This is a genomic window from Pseudohongiella spirulinae (genome assembly GCF_001444425.1).
Taxonomy (GTDB): Bacteria; Pseudomonadota; Gammaproteobacteria; order Pseudomonadales; family Pseudohongiellaceae; genus Pseudohongiella; species Pseudohongiella spirulinae.
The window spans coordinates 2473838-2498268 of the sequence record NZ_CP013189.1; the positions used below are offsets into that span (position 1 = coordinate 2473838).

Genomic DNA, 24431 nt, shown 5'->3' on the forward strand with positions numbered 1-24431 from the left:
AAAGCAAATTGCTTGTGACAGCCAAGATGGGGCTGGCTGGAAAAATTTCAATGGCTGGACTGAAAAAAATTTAAAAATTCTGCAGAACTTTTGTCTACCGGCCGTCCCTGTGCCGATCACTGTCATGATGCAGGGCATCGTCCTGGTTGGCAGACTCTTTGCCAACCACTTCGCCGTCAATGATGTCACCCTCGGAGTATCGACCGCCTGGCCGCTGTTGCCAGGTATATTGTGTGCTGAAGCCCCCCATAAACACTGTACTGCCTTTGCGCATGGCACGGGCGGCCAGATATCGACGCACCGCCGGAGTCAACAGCAGAAAACCAACGGTATCGGTAATCAGCCCCGGCGTGAGCAACAGTGCCCCCGCGACGGCCAGCATCATGCCTTCGATGATCTCCTGTCCGGGTAGCTGGCCGCTCTGCATGCGGGCGTTAGCACGATTCAGGGTATTAAACCCCTGCCGTTTCAGTACGCTCAGACCTATGCCGGCGGTCAGAATCACCAGCCCCAGGGTTGCCAGCCCCCCGATCATATCGGCCACGGCAAACAACAGGTACAGCTCAGCAATGGGAACGGCAATCAGCGCAAGGAACGGTATTCTCATCATGCTTTCTCTTCGGCCAGGGCATCCTGCCTGACTCGGTACTCATCAATTTGTTTGCCTATCCAGCCTAACATGATCAGACCAGGGATCACCATCAGGGCTGTCAGGACAAAGAACAGCGACCAGTTCCCGCCCATGGTATCAACGATCAAACCGCTGCCCGCTGCCAGCGTGGTACGCCCGAAATTGGAGACTGATGACATCAGGGCGTATTGAGTGCCTGTATAAGTGCGGCTGGTAAAGTAGGAAATAAAGGATATGAAAGCCACGGTGGCAAAGGCGCCGGTAAAGTTATCCAGCACCAGCGCCGCCAGTAATACCGGCACACTGGGCCCGACCACCGCCAGCCAGGCGAACATCAGATTGGTGGCGCCCATGGCGGCACCGCCGACCATCAAGCCTTTGATAACGCCAAAGCGGGTATTGATAAGCGCTCCACCCAGACAAAAGAAGGCTGTCATCAGACCACCAAAGAACTTGGAATAGAAGGCAATCTGGTCACGGGAGAAACCAATCTCCACATAAAAAACCAGCGACATACGACCCAGCATGGCATCGCCCAGGCGAAAGATCAGCAACAGGATCAGGATCGACAGAGCCAGCTTCAGGCCGCAGCGTACAAAAAACTCCCGGAAGGGCCCAACGATCAATGTCGAAAATCCATTGATCGTGCTGCGCCACAGCGATGGTGCAGCAGCGGAAATCTTCGGCACAACGGCGGATGCTTCCAGCTCTTCGGCCGGCTCGGCAACCATCGCAATGCACAGCATCAATGCCAGATAGAGCAGCGCCAGAATCCGGTAGACCATCGGCCAGTCCAGCCCGATTGTTTCGCCGCCCAGCGCCAGCGCAAACGCGCCGCCGATAAAGCCGTATCCGGCCCACCAGCCGGTGGTGGTGACAGCCGCGGCAAAAGGCATTTTTTGATCCATTTCATCGCGCCGAAAAATACCGATGCGATAGGCATCCACCGCAATATCCTGCGTGGCAGAAAAGAACGCCACAGCCAATGCACAAAGGCTGATGAGGGTCAGGCTCTCGGCCGGATCACCCAGGCTCAACAGCAAAATGGCGCACGCAATAGCACCCTGAGTCAGCAAAATCCAGCTGCGCCGCTGACCGAACAGTGAATACAACAGCGGCAGACGAATTTTGTCGATAATCGGCGCCCACATCCAGTTGATAGCGTAAACAGTGGCCACCGCCCCGATATAGCCTATTGCCGAGCGCGACAACCCTGACGACTGCATCCACAGCGTCAGGACTGATCCATGCAACACCCAGGGAAAACCACTGGAGAATCCCAGCAGGAAAATGGCGATGAAGCGCTTGTCACGCAGCTGCTGCAGGGACTCCCGGAGAGTCGCTACCTGGCCGCCTGCCGAACCAAAGGGCGCCACTTAATCGCGGAAGTTGTTGTATTGAAGCGGAATCTCCAGATTCGCCTCGCGCAACATGGCAATCACGGTTTGCAGATCATCACGTTTTTTACCTGTGACCCGCAGCTTGTCGCCCTGTATGGCGGTCTGCACTTTCAGTTTGGCATCCTTGATCATCTTGACCAGCTTGCGCGCCATATCAGCATCAATGCCCTGCTGAATGGTGACTTTCATACTGGCTTTTCTGCCGGTCTCAACAATGTCGCCTTCCTGCATGCTTTTGATATCGACGTTGCGTTTGATGAGCTTGTTTTTCAGAATATCCAGCATCTGCTGAATCTGAAAATCCGACTCGGCCGTCAGGGTGATCTCCGCTTCATTCAGCTCGAAACTGGCATCCACGCCTTTAAAATCAAATCGAGTACCGATCTCCCGGCTGGCCTGATCAACGGCATTGCGCACTTCTGGCAGATCCACTTCTGAAACCACATCAAACGATGGCATAACAACCTCTGTATTCACGACAAACAAGATATTGCCGCCTATACTATCACTATGTCACCACCAGTCCATATACCGCCCCAGCCTGCCGCAAATCCCGGACAGCCCCATTGGCATATTCTGGGTGCGGGAGCCATGGGCTGCTTGTGGGCCAGCATTATGCAGCAGCATGCACCCTCACAGCGAACGACACTGATTCTGCGGGACAGGCAGGCAGTGACAGACTATCCCGGCGCTATTGAGCTGCAGCAGGCAGACGGCTCCATGCTGCGAACACGTTTTCCGGCTACCTGTCCGGATGAGTTGATTGTCACTGGCACCGGTATAGACAATCTGCTGGTAACCTGCAAGGCAGCTGATGTGGTTTCGGGACTCAGCTTGCTGAAGAGCAACCTGGCGCCATCAACCCGAATCGTGCTGCTGCAGAACGGGCTGCGCACGCATCTTCAAGCCCGGGAGCTGCTACCCGATTTCTCTCTGTATGCCATCAGTCTGAAGCACGGCGCATGGCTGCGCCGAGCCTATCGGGCCGTGCATGCCGGCATCGGTGAGTGCTGGCTGGGAGCATTAACCAGTCGTGCGCGCAAGGATCCCGGGATCGTTGACCACTTGCCCTCCCGGACCATGAATATTCACTGGCAGGCACAGATATTGCCGCGACTATGGCGAAAATTCGCGATCAACTGCGCGATCAATGGCCTGACCGTCATCTACGACTGCCGGAACGGGCAACTACTGGACCGGCGTGACGCGCAACAGCACCTGCGCAGTGTGTGCGCCGAAATTGAAAATCTGCTGACAAACCTGCCACAGGCATATCCGGCCCCGGATCTGTTGGCCGAAGTAACACAAGTCCTACAGCTAACAGCAGCGAATATCTCCTCAACACTGCAGGATGTTAGACGTGGCCGACAGACGGAGATTGCCGAGTTTAACGGCTATCTTTGCGAGCTGGCGGAATCCGTCGGGCTGCCATGCCCTCTCAACCGGTCTATTTTCGAGCAGGTCACGGCACAACTTAGCTGCTAGAATCTGCCCCATGTCGACGTATTCATCACAACATAAACGTTTTTACCTGCTTATGGCAGGGTTGCTGCTGCTTTGCATAGCCTGCTTTGTGCTGGCTATCGGCTACGGCAGCGTCTCTATTTCACCAACAGAAATATGGCAGCAATTAGTATCAGATCAGCCGGACGCCAGGGGCCGCATAATTAACGAAATCCGCATCCCCAGGGCGTTGGCGGCATTCCTGTGCGGTGCCCTGTTGGCATTATCGGGTGTCATCATGCAAGTGTTATTGCGCAACCCATTGGCAGATCCCTATATCCTTGGAGTTTCCGGCGGCGCCGCTGTCGGCGCCCTGCTGGTCATCCTGGCTGGCGTAAGCGCACTGTGGATTACTCAAGCTGCGTTTGCTGGTGCGCTGCTATCCGTACTGCTGGTATTTGGGCTGGTAGCCAGAGGTCGGCAATGGTCACCCACCCGGCTACTTCTGACCGGTGTTGTCATCTCGGCAGGCTGGGGCGCTGTCATCAACGTCATGCTGACCAGCAGCTCTGCCAATAATGTACAGAGCATGCTGTTCTGGCTGATGGGCGACCTGAGCCAGAGCCAGACCAGAAGCTGGCATTTTCTGATTCTGCTGGCCGGCCTGTTGATTTTGCTCAGCCAGGCACGCGCCCTGAATGCGCTGGCCAGAGGAGAACTGAGTGCTGCGGCGCTGGGCATTAATGTGCAGCGACTGAAAATTCTGCTGTATTTTTCGGCCTCCATTTTAACAGCCGTGGCTGTCACCATAGCGGGTTCTGTAGGCTTTGTGGGACTGGTGGTGCCTCATATGCTGCGCCTGTCCGGCGCAAGGGATCATCGCTGGCTGATTCCCGGCTCTCTGTTGTTGGGTGGTGCATTCCTGATGCTGGCGGATACCCTGGCGAGGACCATTATTGCGCCACGGCAATTGCCTGTCGGCGTGCTAACCGCACTGATTGGTGTGCCTGCTTTTCTTGTCATCCTGCACCGCGGATTTCGTCGATCGGGGCCACAATCGTGATGCCGATCGGTTTGTCAGTGCATGATTTGTTGCTTGCGACACCCTCGCAGGCATTGTGCGGACCGATGAGTTTTTCCCTGCAGCCGGGAGACCGTCTGGCGGTGCTGGGACAAAACGGCACCGGCAAGACGACATTGCTGCATACCCTGGCCGGGCTTGGTATCGCCGGATGCGGCCAATTGCTGCTGCAGCCAGAAAATTCTGCCGAATTGGATGTAACTTCGCTCAGCCCACAGCAAAGAGCCAGCCGCATCGGCATTGTTTTTCAACATGAGGCCGAGCAGATGCCGGCATCCGTCTACGAAAGCGTCATGCTCGGGCGCTTGCCACATGCTCGCCGCTGGCAGTGGGAGAGTGAGACCGATCATCAGGTCGTCAGGAACACGCTAGAGCAACTCGAGCTGCAAGCGCTGGCCGACCGTGACCTGGCAAGCCTGTCCGGCGGCGAAAAGCAACGTGTAGCAATTGCAGCACTGCTCGCCCAGCAGCCCGACATTTACCTGCTGGACGAACCCAGCAATCATCTTGATATCGCCTTCCAGCTAAAAATTCTTGGCACCTTGGCTGAAAGGGTGCGCAACCAACAACAACTGCTGGTCATGGCAACACATGACATCAATCTGGCCAACCGCTTTTGCAACCGGGTATTGTTGTTGACGCCCGATGGCCAGCATCATTTTGGCCATGCCAAGGATATCCTGCAGTCTGAACTGCTCAGCCGGGCCTTTAATTGCGCGATTGAATCTGTCGATACCAGCATCGGCCGTTTTTTTATACCGCAGGTATAATTCCGCCACCCGCCATTTGATAAAAACACCCGAGTGGTTTAATCTGGCTCGCCCAAGAAGAGCAATAATTGTTTAAAATTCAAATTATTACAAATCTTTACAGCCGTAACATTAAGGAACATTATATGAAAAAGAAATGTCTCACCGCGCTTTTTTCCGTGCTGACCGTAGCCGGTCTGGCCGCCACCCCGGTCATGGCGCAGGATGATGTCCGTCTGAATCGCAGCATTCAGACTCTGGAAAACGGGGATCCGGTATTCGGCCTGTTCACCGGCAACTTTTCGCTGGCCAACGCACGCGCCCTGGCACGCTCCAACCTCGACTACATTCTGATCGACATGGAGCACACCGCCTGGAGTATGGAAACCCTGCAGGAGTTCTTGCTGGGCATGACCGACAAGATGGCAGTCGCCCGTCAGGGTCACAGTCAAATGCGCACAACACCAATCGTGCGCCTGCCTGCCAACGGCCGTAACGATCCGGAATGGATGGTCAAACAGATTCTGGATATCGGCGCCTTCGGCATCATGTTCCCTTACGTGGAAAGCGGCGAAGAAGCACTGCGCGCTGTGAAAGCCATGCGTTATCCGCAGCCACGCGGCTCCGATATTGCTGAGCCTGCCGGTGTACGCGGTTCCTCACCGGGTGTAGCAAGCTGGTACTGGGGCGCCATGGACTACGTACAACGCGCTGACACCTGGCCGCTGAACCCACGCGGTGAGCTGCTGGCAGTCATGCAGATTGAATCTGTGAAGGGCGTCGAGAACGCTGAGGACATTATCACCACACCTGGCGTTAGTGCAGTGTTCGTGGGCCCTGCTGACCTGTCCATGTCCATGGGCCTGCCGAGCAGTCACCAGGAAGTACAGGACGCCATTGCTGGTGTTGTTGAGCTCTGCAAAAAGCACAATGTGCCATGTGGCATTACAACTAACCCACGTGACATCCGCGATCGTCTGGACCAGGGCTTCCTGTTCCCGACTGTGGGCTATTGGGGAGATGCCGGCATTTCAGGCAGCACGGCTGAAAACCTGAGCATCGCTCGCGAGCACGCCGGTCGCGACGACTGATAAAGTAGTGAAAAGCCCGGGGGACGGAGGCGGTCTACGTCCCCCGCGCACTGTCAGTGATAAAGCGTCTTGGTGGGGACTGGCATTACGGTCAATCAGGCCACGCTTATCCCTGGCGGGAATTTCCGATAAAGCGCGAAGCCTGTCTGAGCTCCGAGCCCGCGAAGCGCGCGAGGGCGAGTTCTGCAGCGCCGGAAATTCCCGCCAGGGATGTGGCCGACCGTAATGCCAGTCCCCACCAAGACGCGATTAACCGAAAGCTTAAACCGGGGGACGTAGACCGCCTCCGTCCCCCGGTCTTTTTACATCATCAACAATCGAATATCTGACAACAACTCCGCCAGACGCGTCACAAACATGCCCGCATCCACGCCGTTCACTGCCCGATGGTCGTAGCACAGTGAAAAAGGCATCATCTGACGCGGCACAAACTCGTTATTGATATAAACCGGTTTCACCTGCGTTTTGGAAACGCCCAGAATCGCAACTTCAGGCGCATTCACAATAGGCGTGAACCCGGTTCCGCCCAATGCACCCAGGCTGGAGATCGTGAAGCAGGCACCCTGCATATCTTCCTTGCTTAGTCGGCGCTGCTTGGCCTTATCAGCCAGCTCAGCAAACTCAGCCGCCAATTGCCACACTGATTTCTGATCGACATTGCGTACCACAGGCACAACCAGTCCGGCGTCTGTTGCAACAGCAACACCGATATGAATGTACTTTTTCTGAATCAGTTTTTCGCCTGAAGAGTGCAGCGACACATTAAACTGCTTGTACTCATCCAGAACCTTGGCACAGGCCTTCAGCAGGAAGGGTAACGGAGTCAGTTTGACACCACGCTTGTCAGCTTCTTTGCGCTGAGCCGCACGGAACTCTTCCAGCTCGGTGACATCGGCCTCATTGAACTGAGCGACGGCCGGTACGTTGAGCCAATTGCGGTGCATATTGGCGGCTGTCACTTTATGCAACTTGCTCATCGGGACTTCTTCAACTTCACCGAACTGGCTGAAGTCGACATCAGGTACTGCGGGAATGCCCGCGCCACCACCGGACAGCGACGCCGTCACCGGCGCACTCAATCTGGATTTTACGAACTGGTGGATGTCGTCCTTCTGAATGCGGCCCTTGGCACCGGTACCTTCTACCTGAGTCAGGTCAACGCCCAGTTCACGAGCCATCTTGCGCACCGCCGGACCCGCATAGACTTTGCTGTCATTGCGAGCGGCTGCTTCTTCAGCAAATTCAGCCTGCTTGCGTGACAGACTCTTGCCCGGTTCGGCTGTATTGTTGTCCGCTTTAGCCGGAGCCGCCTCTGACTTTTTATCAGCCACACCGCTGCCCGCTGACGCTTTGGCTGCCGCTGGTTTACCACCCGAAACCTCCAGCTCCAGCACGGCGGACCCTTTGGACACCTTATCGCCCACTTTCAGCTTCACTGACTTCACGACTCCCGACAACGGAGACGGAACATCCATGGCTGCCTTGTCAGATTCCAGTGTGATCAGTGCATCCTCTTCCTTGATCTCGTCGCCTTCCTTAACGTGAATCTCGATGACTTCTACATCGCTGTCGCCGCCAATATCCGGCACGCTGACCAGCTCAATACGTGACTCTGAAGTACTGTCGTCGTCCGCCGACGGCTCTTCGTTCTGCCCAGCAGGCTCGGCTGCAGCCGGTGCTTTGGCCTCACTGGCGTCAGACTCGGCCGCTTCATTACCGGCACCTTCAACTTCGATGGTGGCGATATCATCGCCCTGATTAACCTGATCGCCCACCTTGACAGTAATACTCTTGATCACACCCGACACAGGCGACGGGATCTCCATCGCGGCCTTGTCACTTTCCAGCACCAGCAGGGAGTCATTTTCACTGACCGTATCACCGGCCTTGACGAGGATTTCAATTACCTCGACGTCTTTGCTGTCGCCCAGGTCGGGCACTTTAATGTTCTCTACAGCCACTTGGCATGCTCCTTTATTGTTGCGCCCGGATCTCAGACGGTCATTGGATTTGGCTTGTCGGCATCAATGCCCAGATCCTTGATCGCCTTGCTGATCACATCAGCGCTGACCAGTTTCCTGGCACCCAGCTCAGTCAGTGCAGCTATCACGATGTAGTTGCGATCCACTTCAAAGAAGCGACGCAGATTCTGTCGTGAATCACTGCGTCCAAAACCGTCTGTACCCAGCACCCGATAGGAGGCGGGAATATACTCACGCACCTGATCGGCATAGATTCGCATATAGTCGGTTGCCGCGATAACCGGGGCCTGACTGTCGCCCAGACATTTAGTGACAAACGGCACCTTACTCTTCTTGCCCGGATGCAGCATGTTCCAGCGTGTTGCGTCGATACCGTCACGACGCAGTTCATTGAAACTGGTGACGCTCCATACTTCAACCGGCACCTTGTATTTGCTTCGCAGCATTGCCGCAGCTTCACGCACTTCGCGCAGGATGGTACCACTTCCCAGCAGACGCAGCGGCTCATCAGTCAGAGCCTTGCCTGAAACTTTATAATCCTTGGCCTTGCTATCTTCCAGCAAGTACATTCCCTTGATAATGCCCTGCTCAGCACCGTCGGGCATTTCCGGATGCTGGTAGTTCTCGTTCATGGTGGTGATGTAGTAATACACAGACTCTTTTTCATGATACATGCGGCGCAAACCATCCTGAATAATGACCGCCAGCTCGTATGCATAGGTCGGATCATAAGTCACACAGTTGGGGATGGTTGAAGCCAGCAGGTGGCTGTGACCGTCCTGATGCTGCAGACCTTCACCGTTCAGGGTTGTACGCCCTGCAGTTGCACCAATCAGGAAACCGCGCGCCTGTGAGTCGCCAGCCGCCCAGGCCAGATCACCGATGCGCTGGAAACCAAACATCGAATAATAGATGTAGAAGGGAATCAGCGGGAAGTTATTGACGCTATAGGATGTGGCAGCCGCCAGCCAGGTGGAGAATGCACCAGCTTCACTGATACCCTCTTCCAGCATCTGGCCGCTCTTGTCCTCGCGGTAATACATGACCTGATTGGAGTCAGCGGGATCGTAAAGCTGCCCCACGGCTGAATAGATACCGAGCTGACGGAACATGCCTTCCATACCAAACGTACGCGCCTCATCAGGAACGATTGGCACAATACGCTTACCGATTTCCTTGTCTTTGCACAGGGTGTTGAGCATGCGCACAAAGGCCATGGTGGTCGAGATTTCGCGCTCACCTGTACCCTTTAGCTGCGCGTCAAAAGCACTGATATCCGGTACCGGTAAAGCGTAGCTCTGAGCGCGACGCTGTGGAACGGCACCGCCCAGTGCTTCGCGCATCTTGCGCATATAGCGCATTTCTAACGAATCGTCAGCCGGACGGTAGTAAGGCAGGTCTTTCAACTTGTCATCAGGAATCGGAATATTAAATCGGTCACGGAAGCGCTTCAGTGATTCGATATCCAGCTTTTTGGTCTGGTGTGCCGCGTTCTGAGCCTCGGCCGCAGAACCAAACGCGTATCCTTTAACAGTTTTCGCCAGAATAACGGTCGGCTTGCCTTTGGTTTCTACCGCTTCTTTATACGCTGCATAAACCTTGAAGGGGTCGTGACCACCCCGGTTCAAAGCCATGATGTCATCATCTGACAGATGCTCAACCATTTTCAGCAACTCTGGGCTCTTGCCAAAGAAGTGCTCACGGGTATAGGCGCCGCCACGGCCCCAGTAGTTCTGGTATTCACCATCAACCACTTCGTCCATGCGCGCCTGCAGAATGCCATCTTTATCGGCCGCCAGCAGGGCATCCCAGTGACGACCCCAGACCACCTTGATCACATTCCAGCCAGCGCCGCGGAACACACCTTCCAGTTCCTGAATAATTTTGCCGTTACCCCTCACCGGACCATCCAGGCGCTGCAGGTTGCAGTTGATCACAAAAATAAGATTATCCAGACCTTCACGACCCGCCTTGCTGATCGCGCCAAGTGATTCCGGCTCATCCATTTCACCGTCACCCAGGTAGGCCCATACCTTACGATCTTCCTGCTCCAGCAGGCCACGCGCCTCCAGGTACTTCATGACGTGCGCCTGATAAATCGCCTGTAGAGGCCCCAGCCCCATGGATACGGTCGGGAATTGCCAGTAGTCAGGCATCAACCAGGGGTGTGGATAAGAGGACAGACCGTCACCGCCGACTTCACGACGGAACTTGTCCAACTGTTCTTCAGTAATACGGCCTTCCAGGAAGGAACGAGCGTAGATGCCTGGCGCAGAGTGCCCCTGAAAATAAATCAGATCCCCACCATGATTCTCGGTCGGCCCCCGGAAGAAATAGTTAAAACCCACATCGTACAGTGTGGCCGATGAGGAGAAGGTAGAAATATGGCCACCCAGTTCAGAATCATCAAGGTTGGCACGCATCACCGTGACCAGCGCGTTCCAGCGAATAATGCCGCGGATCTGGCGCTCCATGAACATATCGCCAGGCATACGATCTTCAGCCTGCGAGGAAATGGTATTACGATACGGTGTCGTGACGGCCGCGTAGGGAAGCTGCTGAGTGTCGCGGGAAACCTTGTCTGTCAGACGGGTAAGCAGAAAGTTTGCCCGGTCGGCTCCTTCATATTCAATGATGGCGCCAAGAGCCTCAAGCCATTCCTCGGTTTCTGTCGGATTAAGATCGTCGTTATGGTCAGTCATAAGCATTCTGTTCTGTTTGGTTGGTTTTAATTTTGTAGGTCAATTACATTCTGGCGCAAATATTACTCTTTCCGGAGAGTCATTTCAAGCCGAAGACGGCATTTTTGTAGTTAAACTACAAGAGCAGCCAGCGCCAATCCCATGATCCATACAACCTGAGTGCGCAGCAGCAAATCACGCAATGCCTCCAGCGACAGAGCAGCACGCTGACTGAAATCAGTGGTATCGGCTGCAAGCTCAGTCACCCCTGCACCTGCAGCAGAACAGGCCTCCAGCATATCAATATTCGATACTGCTTGCAGCTCACCAAGCCCGAAGCGCTTGATCTCATTAAAGGTGGCAGCAAAATCACCTGCCAATGCATAGGCCAGTGCCAGAAGCCTGGCTGGCACCCATTCCGCTACCGCCAGCAAACGATCAACAAACTCTGCTTCCTCACGGGTATCGAGTGACTGAGCTCGCCGATACAAGGTAACCAGCAACCAGTAAGCCAACGCCCCAATCGGCCCCAGCAGAGCATAAAACACCAGAACTGCAAACAATTGGCGGAATGCTGCCAGCTGAATATAGCGGGTGAACTGGCGGTGCATCAGTGCATAATCCTGCAATGAGGCATCAAATACGTCGGGAACTGCCTGTTCCACATGCAAATAAGCGGCCTCATAATCACGGGCCCGCCACAGGGCCAGATATTGCTCAATCAGGGCAGGCTGATTGACCCGCGAAAAACAATAGACAACAACAATAACATGCAGGCCCAATGTGAGCAGCCCGAACAGTACACCCTGCGCCAGCCACAGCAGACACGCCAGCGGCACAAGGGGCAGCAATACGACCAACAAAGGCAAAGTGCCGCGCCAGTCTCGCATTACCGACGGGATACTGCTCTGACGCTGCAATAACCAACGCAGCCAGGTTTCAAACCAGCTGTCCACCTGCAGCTGCCGCTCACGCTGCCAATAGTGGTTGATGATCAGGGCAACAAGAATAGTCAGAAAACTCATACACTCAGAGTCCGGTAGTGGTGCCAGTCAAAACAGGGGCCCGGGTCAGTTTTACGCCCTGGGGCGATATCACTGTGACCGACAATGGATTCATCTGTAATCGCCGGAAAACATTGGCGCAACTCGCGGGTCACCGAAGCCAGCCGCTGATATTGTGCATCAGTAAAAGGTTTATCATCACACCCTTCAAGCTCAATACCAATTGAAAAATCGTTACAATTTTCACGCCCACAAAAAACTGACTGTCCCGCATGCCATGCCTTCTTGTTAAAGGGCACATATTGAGTAATCCGGCCAAGACGGTCGATCAGCAAATGAGCCGACACCCGCAACTGATAGATATCTGCAAAGTAAGGGTGGGCCTCGGGGTCTAATTGGTTGGTGAACAGGTGGTCGATCCAGTGTCCGCCAAACTCACCCGGTGGCAGACTGATATTGTGAATGACCAACAGACTGATGTCGCCATCTTCCGGCCGCTCGCTGCAGTTTGGCGATTCAAGCCGCCTGACTCCTTCCAACCAGTAATCTGACGTCAAGCACATGCCCCCTCAGTTATGCTAAAGTCGCGGTCCACAGTATAGCACCCGGCAAGGCAATCAACATGGTTCACACGCAGTCAGAGATTCCGTCAGATATCGCAGCGCATGTCCAACTGGCGTTGGCTGAAGATATTGGCAGCGGCGACATTACTGCCAGACTGATTGGCGAAGATACACAGGCCCGGGCGCGAATCATCTGTCGCGAGCCAGCCGTCCTGTGCGGCATTCCCTGGGCTAATGAAGTGCTTCGGCAAGTATCACCCGCCATTCAGGCCGACTGGCAACTGAAAGATGGTGAAGAGCTTGTGGCTGACCAGTTGATTGTGCGCCTGACAGGGCCCGCCAGAGCGCTGCTGACTGCCGAACGCAGCATGCTGAATTACCTGCAAACCCTCTCAGGAACGGCCACTTTGAGCCGGCAATACGCCAGCTTAGTGGGTCACACAGCCGTCCAACTGCTTGATACACGCAAAACATTACCAGGTCTGCGAAGCGCCCAAAAATACGCCGTCAGGGTTGGCGGTTGCAGCAATCATCGTATGGGACTCTGGGATGCCTTTCTGATCAAAGAAAACCACATCAACGCCAGCGGCTCAATTACCCGGGCGATAGCTGAGGCGCGCCGGATCGCGCCAGGCAAACCCGTGGAAGTTGAGGTGGAGAATCTGAAAGAGCTTGAAGAAGCTTTAGAGGCGGCAGCAGACATTGTAATGCTGGACAACTTCACTGCAACAGACATGCGACAAGCCGTCCGCATGAATCAGGCACGGCTCGGCAAGGCCTGTAAACTTGAGGCCTCAGGCGGCATTACTCGGGATAATCTTGTGGACATTGCGGAAACCGGGGTGGACTACATTTCGATTGGTGCCCTGACCAAAGATGTCAGGGCAATCGATCTGTCCATGCGTTTTGACAGCATGGATAGCGGACTGTCGGACTGATCAGGACTCCGGCGGAACAATTCGGATGCTTTCCATGCTGCCACTATAGTAGTCCAGCTCGGTGTCACCGGCCGGAAAACCAGTGATCTGCAGGATGTGCGCCAGCACCTGCTGGTACTCCTGATCTGTCAGCGAACCGGGCATATCAGCCGGCATGGTGCCCAGAATTTCCTCAAACAGGTACAGCAAAGGCTGATTGTTGCGGTTCGACAAGGCTGTTTTGTAGAAGTCCGCGTTATGACAGGCTGAACATCGCTGCTCATAAACTGGCTGACCGGCTTCCGCCTGCTCTGCCGTGTAGACACCATCCTTGATCGTACCGGTCTGTGCAAACGCCGCACCCGCCAGGCCTGCTGCCATAAAAGTGGCAGTCAACATTCCATAAGTAAATTTCTTCATAATTGCTACTCCGGCACCTGGTGCCCTTTACTCAATCTGATCTGCCAGGCTGCATGCGCTGCGTCTCAAGGCTCAACATGATCAGCCTGTTTCCTGAGTATCAGTCTAGGAAAACACGGCTGAACTGAAGCTTAACAATACAACGTATTTTTCAGCCAGGCGCTAATGTAGCAAAAATCCGTGAACCGGGGTAGCAAGCAATCCTGTCAGGCTGAAACAAGTTGTTTCAGCAAAGTCCGCTGGCAAGGCAGCCGGAGCCGACATCTGTTGACCAGTTGACGGACCCTGCAGAGACGACGCCGCGCAACACATAGGTATCATCCGTGGCGATTCCGGCAGACAGGCCGCTTGGGGCAACGGTAACCAGAAAATCATCTTCATCAACACTGATTGCTACTGAGCCGACTCCATCGGCGGCAGCCCAGCCACTTCCCGAGGGAATCGATCCACACTGCCCCGCGCCGTTTGCCTGCACACACAGATCCACCCGTGTGCGGGCCGGTGTTGCTGCCGCAAGCACCTCAGCGTATCTGGCGCGTGCCGCATAATCCTGATAGGACGGCAAGGCAATGGCTGCCAGAATTCCGATAATAGCCACCACCATCATCAGCTCGATCAATGTAAAACCTTCCACTAAGGCAGGGGCTCGCTTGCACTTGTTAATTCTGGACATAATTTTCCTCCCTGAAAATATCCGTGTCCGTTTTCCTGGTTCTGGTTTTATAGCAGAGCCAGATTGCATCTGCTATAAAACCTGCATCTGAAAAGGATTTCGGAAAATCATGTTTGACCTGGAACTCAAGAACTCGCTGGTACAGGCCGGATTGCTGAATGCCGATCTGGCAAATCAATATCTGCGTGACGCTCAGCAGCAAGACATCTCTTTCACGGGATTGCTGGCAAATAAAAAAGTGATCTGTGAAAAACAACTGGCACAGACCATTGCCAGTCTTTTTGCCCTGCCCTGGATCGACGCCTTTTGCTTTGACTTCGACCTTCCCGGGACACTGGACCTTGATCTGGAACACCTGAACAGGCGGCAGATCCTGCCTGCTTTCAAGTGGCAGGGGAAGCTGCTTGTTTTATTCGCCGACCCCGCTCGCCTCGCAGAAATCGATGCGCTGCAATCCCGGCTCAAACAGCCAGTCACTGCCGTGGTGACCGGTCATCAGTGTCTGAAAAAGGCGTTCCGGGACCTTTTAACAAGCAAGCATCAGACAATTGTTGACGCTACCGCACAAGAGGTACCCGTTGAAACAAATGAACACCAGGAACCTGCTGTTCACTTTGTAGAACGGGCGCTTAACAATGCCATCAAATGCGGGGCCTCGGACATACACTTTGAACCCGGCGATCGAAGCTTCCGGGTGAGAATCCGCCGTGACGGCATTCTCTATGAATCCGCTACTGCCCCCTCATCACTGCACAGAAAAATCATTTCACGCCTGAAGATCATGGCTGAGCTGGATATTACCGAGCGACGCAGACCACAGGATGGCAGACTGTCATTCTCGTCAACTGCTGGCAACAGCACCGACATGCGTATCAGCACACTGCCCACCCTATGGGGTGAAAAAATTGTTCTGCGTATCGTTGGCAACGGTCCTCAGCGCATCCACCCAGACGCGCTGGGGTTCGATACACAGCAGCACAAATTGTTCATGCAGGCTTTAGGCCGCTCCCAGGGCATGATCCTGGTAACCGGCCCCACCGGGAGCGGCAAATCCATCACACTTTTTTCAGCGCTCGCCTATCTGAACGATGTCGGGAAAAACATTTTCACCGTCGAAGATCCGGTTGAGTCCATTGTCCCCGGCCTGAATCAGGTCAGTGTCATCCGTAAATCGGGCCTGGACTTCAGCTGCGCTCTGCGCGCTTTTCTGCGCCAGGACCCGGACATCATCATGGTTGGCGAAGTGCGCGACAGTGAAACGGCTGAAATTGCTGTCAAGGCGGCACAAACAGGCCATCTGTTGCTGACCACCCTGCACACCAACAGCGCGGCCGAAGCCATTACCCGGCTTCAGAACATGGGCATTGCCACCTACAATACTGCCGGGGCGGTAATACTGATCATTGCCCAGCGTCTGTGTCGGCGGCTATGCGCTCACTGCAAATCATCCACGCAACTTCCGGATCAAGCGCTCAGGCAAGCCGGGATGTCGGATTCAATGATCAAGAAAGCAGTTCTGTTTGATCCGGTGGGATGTGCACACTGTCATCAGGGCTATCAGGGACGCCTGGCACTTTTTGAGATGATTCCTGTCGATCAGACTATATCGCATCTTATCACCTCGCAAGCCGACGCCGCCAGGATACGCGCTGCAGCCGATCAGGCCGGGCACCAGAGGCTGCGGCAAAATGGTCTGGCACAAGTTGCCGCCGGCCAAACCACACTGGCCGAAATTGATCGGGTGTGCTGATGGCCGGTCTCAGCGTCTATCAATGGCGGGGATACGACCGCGAACAGCGGGTAGTCAGCGGGCAGCTTCAGGCCAACAACAAACAGGCTGTCAAAGTACAACTACTCGCTGAAGGCGTCATTGTCACCTCAGCAAAAAAAATTCGGCAAGAACGCGCTGCCATCAAATTACCGCACAAAAAAATGATTCTTGATGCGTTGGAACAACTGGCCAACCTGCTTTCCGCAGGCCTGCCACTAACCCAGGCACTGGATGTGATCGCCGGTGCGAATGCCAACCGCGCCTTGCACACACTGCTGCTGAATATCCACCAGCAGATTTCAAGGGGTTCGACGCTGACCGAGGCACTGCGTCAGCACCCACGATGCTTTCAGACATTGACGATCAACCTGATCGGCATAGGCGAGACATCAGGCAAACTGGAACAGATGCTGACCCAGGTCTGTATTATGCAACGCCAACAAATGCATACACGTGCGCTGCTGATCAGGGCCATGCAATATCCCGCCATCGTACTGACCGTTGCCGTATTGGTCATCTGGCTGATGCTGACGCGTATCGTACCCGCGTTTGCAGGCAATTACGAAAGCCTGGATGCCGAGTTACCAGCTCTAACCCAGTCTGTCATGCATGTGGCCCAGCTGGCAAACTCCTGCGGCCCCGGGGTCCTGATCGTCGCGGTGCTGATCAGTGTGAGTTGGGTGGCTATTCAGAGACGCTCATCAAGAGTCGGGCTCTGGACAGATAGACACCTGCAATCAATTCCGATCCTTGGACACATTATTCAGTCTGGCACGCTTCACAGAATATGCTTCACACTGGCTATCACGATGCACAGTGGACTGAATCTACTTGCATGCCTGCAGGCAGCAGCAAAAGCCTGTGGCAACCGGTATTACGAGCAGCAGTTAAAATCGATCGCCGTACAAATAGAAAAAGGTGACTCTCTGTACCAGGCAGTTCGCACCGCAGGCGCATTTCCGGTTATGATTGAGCAGATGGTTAAAGCTGGTGAGGAATCCGGCACATTGGAGAACATGCTGCAGAAATGCGCTGTTCATTACAGGGAGTCGCTGGAGTCATCGGTTCACGTGCTGACCAGTCTGCTTGAGCCGCTTCTGATGACCGTACTGGGACTGGTTATAGGCATTCTGATGCTTGCCATGTACCTGCCAGTCTTCAATCTGGGATCTGTGTTATGACAATTTTGGATATCATGGCCGAGTCAGCGCCTCTTACGATTGCGCTGGCCACCTTGCTCGGCCTGTTAGTGGGCAGTTTTCTTAATGTCGTGATCTACCGTCTGCCTTTGATGCTGCAACGCGAATGGCAGCAGCAGTGTCTGGAGTTTTTGCAGTGCGATGCGAAATCTCTGAAAGTTGAAGACCCCATACCAGAACATAAAACTTTCAACCTGCTGAAACCCGACTCGCACTGCCCGGTCTGCAAAAATCCGGTCAAACCGTGGCAGAATATCCCGGTGATCAGCTATTTGCTGATGAAGGGCCGATGTGGCCACTGTAAAACGCGCATTCATTGGCGCTACCCGGTCGTCGAACTCTGCACTGCGCTCCTGTCAGGCCTGGTAGCCTGGAAATTCGGTGCCACACCGGTAACAATCAGCGCCCTGATTCTGCTTTGGTCGCTGGTCACACTGACCGTGATCGACATTGACCACCAGTTATTGCCGGACAATATTACACTGCCGCTGCTGTGGCTTGGCCTGCTGCTGAGCCTCAGTGACTATGGCCTCGGGACCACCCCGACCGATGCGTTGCTGGGTGCAACAGTTGGTTATATGAGTCTGTGGAGTATTTACTGGGTTTTCAAACTACTGACCGGCCGGGAGGGCATGGGGTACGGCGATTTCAAACTGTTGGCCGTGCTGGGTGCCTGGATGGGCTGGCAACAGCTTCTGGGCATTATTATCCTCTCTTCCCTGGCAGGAGCCATCATTGGCATCGTGCTGACTATTGTTGCCGGCAGAGATAAAAACATCCCCATGTCCTTTGGGCCTTATCTGGCCATCGCGGGCTTTATTGCGCTCATCTGGGGCGATACCATAAACGCATGGTACATGGTCACAGTGGCAGGACAATAAGCTAACCGACGCGAGTTGATATAGAGTGATTCTATGCAATTAAAGGCAAATAAATTGATCATTGGCATCACTGGCGGTATCGGCAGTGGAAAAACGGCGGCAACCGACCAGTTTGCGGCACTGGGCATAGAGGTAATTGATGCCGATCGACTGTCCCGGGAAGTTGTCAAACCCGGCTCGCCTGCCCTGCAAGCCATTGCCGGTCATTTTGGTGCTGGCAAGATCCTCACAGAAGATGGACAACTAAACCGGCGCGCTTTGCGACAGATCATATTCACGGATCATGACGCCAAAAAATGGCTTGAACAGTTGCTGCACCCGCTGATCCGTCAGGAAATTGTATTGGGCCTGCAAAACAGTCAATCGCCGTATACCATACTCGCATCGCCTTTATTGCTGGAAACTGACCAACAGACTTTGTGCTCCCGTATCCTGCTGATCGACGCCCCGGAGGAACTGCAAATCCGTCGCACAGCCGACCGGGATCAAAGTGATGAGGCCAGTGTAAGAGCCATCATGCAAACCCAGATGCCCCGCCATCAACGCCGCAGTCACGCGGACGACATCATCGTTAACGACGGCACCCTGGAACAACTTCATCAGGCCGTTAAAGACCTTCATCAGACATATCTGGAACTAGCCCAATGAGCACACGCGACCTGAAAGTGAATTGTCCGACCTGCCATGAAATCGTAGCCTGGGTGGAAAGTAATAGATACCGTCCCTTCTGCTCTGAGCGCTGCAAGCTGATAGACTTCGGCGAATGGGCCAGCGAGCGCCACAGCATTCCCGGTGAACCGGTGGATCCGGAACAATTGATGGCGGCGTCCCGCCCGGACGAATACAGCGACAATTAATACGATGGCCGAAACAACAGCAAGCACCCGGATTGTGCATGTAGCCGTCGGTGTCATTAGAAACAACATTGGAGAAATTCTTGTCTCGCGTCGCAGCGCGGCGCAGCACATGGGCGGCTTCTGGGAGTTTCCGGGCGGCAAGGTAGAGCCCGGAGAATCCGTTCGACAGGCTCTGTCAAGAGAGCTGCTTGAAGAGCTGAATATCACGGTAAGCGCCGAAAGCCTGCAACCGCTGTGCTGCATCCGTCATGACTACCCGGATAAATCCGTACTGCTGGATGTCTGGCAGACCGATCGCTACAACGGCGCACCACTGGGCATGGAAGGCCAACCTCTGCGCTGGGTTGCCGCTGACAAACTGGTCGCTGATGAGTTTCCGCCCGGCAATCGCGGCATCATTCGCGCCCTTCGCCTGCCGCGACGACTTATGCTGATCAATTGCGACGAACAACTGACTCGTAACCTGCCCGTGACAAGCAAACTCCCCGATCGCAGCCTGATCCGATTGCGTTTTATGGGACAGGAACAAAGCTTTGGTGAGTACCTGCATACATTAAACGTATTAGTGCCGGATATCACACATGACATCCTGGTGGACCTCCCGACAGCCAGGGTAGAACAGCAAGCGCTTGTCGAGCTGAGGGAAAGTCACAGGCAAATTAAAGGTTTTTTTGCCAACCGCCATGTGGCGCAGTCGATGACCAGCCGCCCGGACGGTGATGATCTGATATTTGGTTGTGCGACTCATAACGCAGCGGAAGTCAGCACGGCCAGACAACTGGGCGCTGACTTTGTCATCATTTCACCGGTACTGCCAAGCCGCAGTCATCCGCAAGACCCAGGCCTGGGATGGAAGCAATTCAGCGAACTGGCCGGGCTGTTCCCGGGGCCGGCATTTGCGATGGGAGGCATGACACATCAGGATCTTGAATCAGCCATGGCAGCCGGTGCTCACGGTATCGCCGGCATTTCCATGTTCAATGTGTCAACTTCGGTATGAGGCATTAATCCGTACGTACTCTTCCGATAAATCGGAGGTCCATACAGTCTCAGAAACCTGCCCGCGACCGAGTTCTATGCGCAGCTCGATATTTTCCTGACTCATGATCGACTGACCTTGCGCCTCGGTATAGTCTGGCGCCAGACCTCCCTGATTGACCAGAGCCACATCGCCCAGATAAATGTCAATCAGATCCACGTTAAGATCAGCAACACCTGCGCGGCCTATCGCTGCCAGGATACGTCCCCAGTTAGGGTCTGATGCTGTCAGTGCAGTTTTGACCAGGGGCGATTCGGCAATAGCATATGCCACCTTCAGACATTCTTGCGAATCCGCACCGCCGTTCACCTGGACCGTGACAAATTTGCGGGCGCCTTCGGCGTCGTGAATAATCTGTCTCGCCAACCCAATCATCAGATTATTCAACAAGTCACTGAATTGAGCCAGCAGATCACTGTCAGTTTCATCAATAACTACGCCACTGGCACCACTGGCCACCAGCATGCAGCAGTCATTGGTCGAGGTATCGCCATCAACAGTGATGCGGTTAAACGAATATTCAACAGCCGTGCGCAGCAGGTTTTGCAACAGCTCCTGAGCAATGTCGGCGTCAGTAGCAACAAACGCCAGCATGGTCGCCATATTGGGCTTGATCATGCCGGCACCTTTGGTGATGCCGGTCACAGTGATGCGCTGGCCCTGATGTTCGAGCGAAACCGACAGACCTTTGGGGCGGGTATCGGTGGTCATAATTCCCTTCGCCGCCATCAACCAATTGTCGGCCTGCAATGCGTCCATGGCACCCGGCAAAGCAGCAACAATTTTTTGAGCAGGCAGTCGCTCACCGATAACACCGGTAGAGAATGGCAATACCTGATCGGCGCTGACACCTGTCAATTCCGCCAGCGACTGACAGCAGTTGCGGGCATCTGCCATGCCTTGCTGGCCGGTACCAGCATTCGCATTACCGGTATTGATCAACAGATAGCGGGCACGCCCCTGACTGCTTTGCAGGTATTGTCTGGCCAGCACCACTGGTGCCGCACAAAACGCATTCTGGGTGAACACACCGGCTGTCCGGCATTGTGCCGACAGGGCCATAACCACCACATCATAGCGATTGGCATAACGAACTCCCGCCTGCACAGCGGCAATTTTGACACCCTCGATCGGCAACAACCGATCCAGATCCTGCTTTCCTGTTGCCATTTATAACTCCAGTTACTACCGTTAACTCAAACGGCCATGACATTGTTTATATTTCTTGCCAGAACCGCAGGGACAAGGGTCATTACGTCCTGTCTTTGGCACCTCACGAACAAACGGTGCCTTTTGTTCATCCGCTGCAGATGAGCCGGATGTCGTTCTTTCTTCGGCCTGCATGGCGCTGGCCTCAGAGTGCTGAAACTGCATTTTCTCTTTGGCGCGCTCGGCCTCTCTGGCCCTTTCAATGGCATCAATTTCATCAGGTGATCTGACCTGTACATGACTGAGGAATCGGATCACATCATGCTGCAGTCGAGACAGCAGACTCTCAAACAGTCCAAATGCCTCGCGCTTGTATTCCTGTTTAGGGTTCTTGCCTGCATAGCCGCGCAGGAAAATACCCTGGCGCAGGTGATCCATCGCCTGCAAATGCTCTTTCCATAAGGTGTCGAGAATCTGCAGCACAATCTGCTTCTCGAGCAGTTTCATTTTTTCGCCCACTGTTTCCCGCTTGTTTTCGTAGGCTTCAGTGAGTGCATCCTTGATTTTCTCACGCAGGGTTTCCTCATAAAGCTTCTCATCCTCCTCCAGCCACTGCGCAACCGGCAGGTGAATCGCAAATTCGGCTTCTATGGCTTTTTCAAGACCAGGAATATCCCACTGCTCAAAAATACTCTGCGGCGGCACATGGCTGCTGATGACCTCATCAGCCACATCGTTGCGCATATTACTGACCAGCTCGCCAATATCGTCGCTGGCCATGATTTCATTACGCTGACGATAGACTATGGTCCGCTGATCGTTGGCAACGTTATCGTATTCCAGCAATTGCTTGCGGATATCGAAGTTGCGACCTTCCACCTTGCGTTGTGCCTTTTCGATGGATTTGGACACCATGCCGTGTTCGATGGCCTCGCCGCGTTCCATGCCTAAAGCCTGCATGATATTTTTGACTCGCTCCGAGGCAAAGATTCGCATCAGATTATCTTCCAGCGATAAATAGAATCGCGAGTAACCCGGGTCACCCTGTCTACCTGCACGACCTCTGAGCTGATTATCGATACGTCTTGATTCGTGCCGCTCGGTACCCACAATGTGCAGCCCACCTGCAGCGAGCACCTGATCGTGACGCTGCTGCCACGCGGCCTTGACCTCGGCAATCTGTTCAGGCGCCGGATTCTCCAGAGCGGCCACTTCAACTTCCCAGTTACCACCCAACACGATATCCGTTCCCCGACCTGCCATGTTGGTGGCAATAGTGACCACACCTGGCCTGCCAGCCTGGGCAATAATCTGGGCTTCGCGCTCATGGAATTTAGCGTTCAGAACTTCGTGCTCAATCTTTTCTTTGCGCAAAAAGGCTGACAGCATTTCCGAGGTTTCAATCGAAGCCGTACCCACCAGAACCGGTGCACCAGCAGCGCTGAACTCTTTGATATCCCGCACAATCGCTTCAAATTTTTCCTCAATACTCATGAACACCAGGTCGTTCATATCACGACGCTGCATGGGCGTATTGGGTGGGATAACAACTACATCCAAGTCATAAATCTGTTTAAATTCAAAGGCCTCAGTGTCGGCTGTACCGGTCATGCCTGACAGCTTGTTGTACAGCCGGAAATAGTTCTGGAAGGTCGTTGAGGCCAGTGTCTGGCTTTCACTCTGAATTTCCAGACCTTCCTTGGCTTCGATCGCCTGATGCAAACCTTCAGACAAACGCCGACCTTCCATGGTGCGACCGGTGTGCTCATCAATCAGAACGATACGGCCTTCCTTGACGATGTATTCAACATCTTTATGGAATAGATAATGGGCCTTGAGCGCGGAATGAATGTGGTGTAACAGGCCCAGGTTCGCGGCTGCGTAAAGGCTTTCTCCTTCTTTCAGCAACTGGCGCTCCGCCAGCAGCTGCTCAAGATATTCGTGACCCGCTTCCGTGAGTTCTACCTGGCGCGTTTTCTCGTCGACCATAAAATGGCCGGACTCGACTTTTTCCTGTCGTTCCAAAGCCAGACCCGGTGTTGTCTCCGGCGGCGCATCGCCTTTTTCCAGTTTATCGATCAGCGTATTGATCATCTGATAAAGACGCGAGCTGTCTTCTGCCGCTCCCGAGATAATCAATGGCGTACGAGCCTCGTCTATCAGGATGGAGTCCACTTCGTCAACGATTGCAAAGTTCAGGTCACGCTGCAGTTTATCTTCCACGCGAAACGCCATATTGTCACGCAGGTAATCGAACCCGAATTCGTTGTTGGTTCCGTAGGTAATCGATGCCTCGTAAGCGGCCTTCTTTTCCTGCGGCAATTGTCCGCCTACAATTACACCAACAGTCAGGCCCAGGAATTCGTACAGTGGCCGCATCCAGTTAGCATCCCGGCTCGCCAGGTAGTCGTTGACGGTGACGATGTGCACACCTTCGCCCGTCAGACCATTCAGATAGGCGGGCAATGTTGCCACCAGCGTTTTACCTTCACCGGTTTTCATTTCGGCAATATCACCCTGATTCAGGACCATACCGCCTATCATCTGGACATCAAAATGCCGCAGCCCCAGTGTTCTTTTACTGGCTTCGCGTACAACTGCAAACGCTTCAGGCAACAGGCTCTCCAACGATTCACCTGCGTCATAGCGAGATTTGAACTCATCAGTTTTGCCTCGCAACTCAGCGTCAGAAAGCGCTTCCAGACCGCTTTCCAGCTCGTTTATCTTGCGGACCATTTTTTGCAGTTTTTTGAGTTTACGGGAGTTACTGCTCCCGAAGATCTTGCTTAGAAACGATGTGCTCATAATGACCTGATTAACTTTTTCAAATTTGGATATTCCGGATGACACATCCGGTATCTGACACTCTTGATGGATTAGATTGCCAGGATTTCGGAACG

General features: G+C 54.2%; 22 protein-coding genes. 11 read left to right on the forward strand and 11 right to left on the reverse strand.

Annotation, left to right across the window (positions count from 1 at the left end):
• Window positions 1-94: 94 nt before the first annotated feature.
• From PS2015_RS11360 to PS2015_RS11370, 3 genes are read right to left on the reverse strand one after another with little or no spacing between them, the layout of a single operon-like run.
• A complete protein-coding gene (locus PS2015_RS11360; RefSeq protein ID WP_082628108.1) occupies window positions 95-610 on the reverse strand; it encodes an FxsA family protein in 516 nt (171 codons plus the stop codon).
• On the reverse strand, window positions 607-2007 hold the full coding sequence (locus tag PS2015_RS11365; protein ID WP_058022350.1) for an AmpG family muropeptide MFS transporter: 1401 nt from the start codon (window positions 2005-2007) through the stop codon (window positions 607-609). The genes PS2015_RS11360 and PS2015_RS11365 overlap by 4 nt, the downstream gene beginning before the upstream one ends.
• Complete coding sequence (locus PS2015_RS11370; RefSeq protein WP_058022351.1) at window positions 2008-2490, reverse strand: YajQ family cyclic di-GMP-binding protein; 483 nt, start codon at window positions 2488-2490, stop codon at window positions 2008-2010.
• Between the two features lie 51 nt (window positions 2491-2541).
• On the opposite strand from PS2015_RS11370, the gene PS2015_RS11375 reads away from it, so the two are divergent.
• The 4 genes from PS2015_RS11375 (at window position 2542) to PS2015_RS11390 (ending at window position 6395) form a co-directional block, all read left to right on the forward strand.
• Window positions 2542-3516 carry a 2-dehydropantoate 2-reductase gene (locus PS2015_RS11375; protein ID WP_082628109.1) on the forward strand — a complete coding sequence of 325 codons (975 nt, stop codon included), beginning with the start codon at window positions 2542-2544 and terminating at the stop codon, window positions 3514-3516.
• 10 nt (window positions 3517-3526) lie between these two features.
• Window positions 3527-4537 carry a FecCD family ABC transporter permease gene (locus tag PS2015_RS11380; protein ID WP_058022353.1) on the forward strand — a complete coding sequence of 337 codons (1011 nt, stop codon included), beginning with the start codon at window positions 3527-3529 and terminating at the stop codon, window positions 4535-4537.
• The gene (locus PS2015_RS11385; RefSeq protein WP_058022354.1) at window positions 4537-5325 is read left to right on the forward strand and encodes an ABC transporter ATP-binding protein; all 789 of its coding nucleotides are present in this window, start codon (window positions 4537-4539) and stop codon (window positions 5323-5325) included. The genes PS2015_RS11380 and PS2015_RS11385 overlap by 1 nt, the downstream gene beginning before the upstream one ends.
• 125 nt (window positions 5326-5450) lie before the next feature.
• Entirely contained in the window at window positions 5451-6395 is a 945-nt protein-coding gene (locus PS2015_RS11390) for an HpcH/HpaI aldolase family protein (RefSeq protein WP_058022355.1), read from the forward strand.
• A 302-nt stretch (window positions 6396-6697) separates the two neighbouring features.
• On the opposite strand, the gene aceF is transcribed toward PS2015_RS11390, so the two are convergent.
• The 4 genes from aceF to ampD form a co-directional block, all read right to left on the reverse strand.
• A complete protein-coding gene (gene aceF / locus PS2015_RS11395; protein ID WP_058022356.1) occupies window positions 6698-8356 on the reverse strand; it encodes a dihydrolipoyllysine-residue acetyltransferase in 1659 nt (552 codons plus the stop codon).
• Window positions 8357-8388: 32 nt separating this feature from the next.
• Window positions 8389-11079 (reverse strand): pyruvate dehydrogenase (acetyl-transferring), homodimeric type, encoded by a 2691-nt coding sequence (aceE, locus tag PS2015_RS11400; protein WP_237113319.1) that lies wholly within the window; start codon window positions 11077-11079, stop codon window positions 8389-8391.
• Between the two features lie 110 nt (window positions 11080-11189).
• Window positions 11190-12083: a regulatory signaling modulator protein AmpE gene (gene ampE, locus PS2015_RS11405; protein ID WP_058022358.1), complete on the reverse strand. Its 894-nt coding sequence runs from the start codon at window positions 12081-12083 to the stop codon at window positions 11190-11192.
• Window positions 12080-12619 (reverse strand): 1,6-anhydro-N-acetylmuramyl-L-alanine amidase AmpD, encoded by a 540-nt coding sequence (gene ampD / locus PS2015_RS11410; protein ID WP_418054909.1) that lies wholly within the window; start codon window positions 12617-12619, stop codon window positions 12080-12082. The genes ampE and ampD overlap by 4 nt, the downstream gene beginning before the upstream one ends.
• 65 nt (window positions 12620-12684) lie before the next feature.
• Here ampD and nadC point away from each other — a divergent pair, with 65 nt between their 5' ends.
• Window positions 12685-13563, forward strand: a complete 879-nt coding sequence (gene nadC, locus PS2015_RS11415; protein ID WP_058022360.1) for a carboxylating nicotinate-nucleotide diphosphorylase — start codon at window positions 12685-12687, stop codon at window positions 13561-13563.
• Here the strand turns inward: nadC and PS2015_RS11420 are convergent, their stop codons facing one another.
• Entirely contained in the window at window positions 13564-13962 is a 399-nt protein-coding gene (locus PS2015_RS11420) for a c-type cytochrome (RefSeq protein ID WP_058022361.1), read from the reverse strand. It abuts the gene before it with no gap.
• A 226-nt stretch (window positions 13963-14188) separates the two neighbouring features.
• A complete protein-coding gene (locus PS2015_RS15910) occupies window positions 14189-14635 on the reverse strand; it encodes a pilin (protein WP_058022362.1) in 447 nt (148 codons plus the stop codon).
• Window positions 14636-14744: 109 nt separating this feature from the next.
• Between PS2015_RS15910 and PS2015_RS11430 the strand changes: the two genes are divergently transcribed.
• The 6 genes from PS2015_RS11430 to PS2015_RS11455 are packed head-to-tail and all read left to right on the forward strand — an operon-like array spanning window position 14745 to window position 20343.
• On the forward strand, window positions 14745-16385 hold the full coding sequence (locus PS2015_RS11430) for a GspE/PulE family protein (RefSeq protein ID WP_058022363.1): 1641 nt from the start codon (window positions 14745-14747) through the stop codon (window positions 16383-16385).
• Window positions 16385-17587: a type II secretion system F family protein gene (locus PS2015_RS11435; protein WP_156412726.1), complete on the forward strand. Its 1203-nt coding sequence runs from the start codon at window positions 16385-16387 to the stop codon at window positions 17585-17587. Before PS2015_RS11430 ends, PS2015_RS11435 begins: the two co-directional genes overlap by 1 nt.
• Window positions 17584-18486: a prepilin peptidase gene (locus PS2015_RS11440; RefSeq protein WP_156412727.1), complete on the forward strand. Its 903-nt coding sequence runs from the start codon at window positions 17584-17586 to the stop codon at window positions 18484-18486. Before PS2015_RS11435 ends, PS2015_RS11440 begins: the two co-directional genes overlap by 4 nt.
• Before the next feature lie 33 nt (window positions 18487-18519).
• The gene (gene coaE / locus PS2015_RS11445; RefSeq protein WP_058022365.1) at window positions 18520-19134 is read left to right on the forward strand and encodes a dephospho-CoA kinase; all 615 of its coding nucleotides are present in this window, start codon (window positions 18520-18522) and stop codon (window positions 19132-19134) included.
• The gene (gene yacG / locus PS2015_RS11450; protein WP_211271211.1) at window positions 19131-19343 is read left to right on the forward strand and encodes a DNA gyrase inhibitor YacG; all 213 of its coding nucleotides are present in this window, start codon (window positions 19131-19133) and stop codon (window positions 19341-19343) included. The genes coaE and yacG overlap by 4 nt, the downstream gene beginning before the upstream one ends.
• Window positions 19344-19347: 4 nt before the next feature.
• Entirely contained in the window at window positions 19348-20343 is a 996-nt protein-coding gene (locus PS2015_RS11455; RefSeq protein ID WP_058022366.1) for a Nudix family hydrolase, read from the forward strand.
• Here PS2015_RS11455 and argJ read toward each other — a convergent pair.
• Window positions 20329-21552, reverse strand: a complete 1224-nt coding sequence (gene argJ / locus PS2015_RS11460; protein WP_058022367.1) for a bifunctional glutamate N-acetyltransferase/amino-acid acetyltransferase ArgJ — start codon at window positions 21550-21552, stop codon at window positions 20329-20331. The genes PS2015_RS11455 and argJ overlap by 15 nt on opposite strands.
• Window positions 21553-21573: 21 nt before the next feature.
• On the reverse strand, window positions 21574-24336 hold the full coding sequence (secA, locus tag PS2015_RS11465; protein ID WP_058023312.1) for a preprotein translocase subunit SecA: 2763 nt from the start codon (window positions 24334-24336) through the stop codon (window positions 21574-21576).
• Between the last annotated feature and the right edge of the window lie 95 nt (window positions 24337-24431).